General features: G+C 45.1%; 1 protein-coding gene and 1 pseudogene. One reads left to right on the forward strand and one right to left on the reverse strand.

The window, feature by feature from the left end:
* The first annotated feature begins 88 nt into the window (after positions 1–88).
* Positions 89–787 carry an MgtC/SapB family protein gene (locus ACWHAR_RS23250; protein ID WP_010886431.1) on the forward strand — a complete coding sequence of 233 codons (699 nt, stop codon included), beginning with the start codon at positions 89–91 and terminating at the stop codon, positions 785–787.
* A gap of 37 nt (positions 788–824) precedes the next feature.
* Here ACWHAR_RS23250 and ACWHAR_RS23255 read toward each other — a convergent pair.
* Positions 825–1,032, reverse strand: a pseudogene (locus ACWHAR_RS23255) (phosphotransferase enzyme family protein); the annotation flags it as partial.

Here is a 1,032-nt window from a genome sequence, read left to right on the forward strand (position 1 = left end):
GCAGCTTGGTGGCTTTAGTGCTCTTGTTTTGCTATAAATACTGTGAGAAAATCATATTTATTTAAAAACACCATAGAGAAGGGGGAAGTTGCTGTTGAGCTGGTATATTGATCCTGATATTTTATTGAAATTGGGCATTGCCACATTGATTGGCATGGTCATCGGGCTTGAACGCGAATTAAAAAATAAGCCGCTCGGATTAAAAACCTGTATTGTCATCGCAGTCAGCTCATGCATGCTGACGATCGTCAGTATTAATGCGGCATATCATTTCCCTAAATACTACCGCATCATGATGGATCCGCTTCGTCTGCCGGCACAAATCATCTCCGGCGTCGGGTTTATCGGAGCCGGTGTCATCCTGCGAAAAAGCAATGATGTCATTTCCGGCCTGACGACATCGGCCATGATCTGGGGGGCAGCGGGGCTCGGGCTTGCTACGGGAGCCGGTTTTTATAAAGAAGCGTTTGCCAGTCTTCTGTTCATCCTGATCAGCGTGGAATTTCTCCCATGGGTGGTCAGAAAAATAGGCCCCGACCGCCTGCAGGAAAAAGACATCCGCATCAGAATGTCGCTTTCTGATAAAGACAAAATGACAGAGATTTTAAAAGAAATGAAAAGAAGAGATATCAAAGCACACTCCGTTCGGATCGACGACCTGGGCGAAAAGGATTTTCCAATTATGGAAGTGAAGGTCCGCGTCCATAAAAACAGATACACGACCGATGTCTACTATGACATTAAAGCCATTGAAGGCGTAGTCGGCGTGAAGTGTGATACATTATAAAAGCCAATGGGACTGGAATCCCATTGGCTTTTTCTATCTACACCAGTGCTGAAAAATCAAATGCTGTAATCGGCGTGCCATTCTCTATATCTCTTCTGAAACCGGCCAGCATTTCTTTTTCTTCTTCTCCTATTGTGTTAAGGTCAAACATCTGATGCAGCAATCCGTAAATCAGCATATGGCGAAGGCGGAGGAAATCAGGTATTATCATCAGCCATGCAGGGTCAAGCTCATTTTCCTCCCAG

This window comes from Bacillus sp. LR--39, assembly GCF_053613335.1.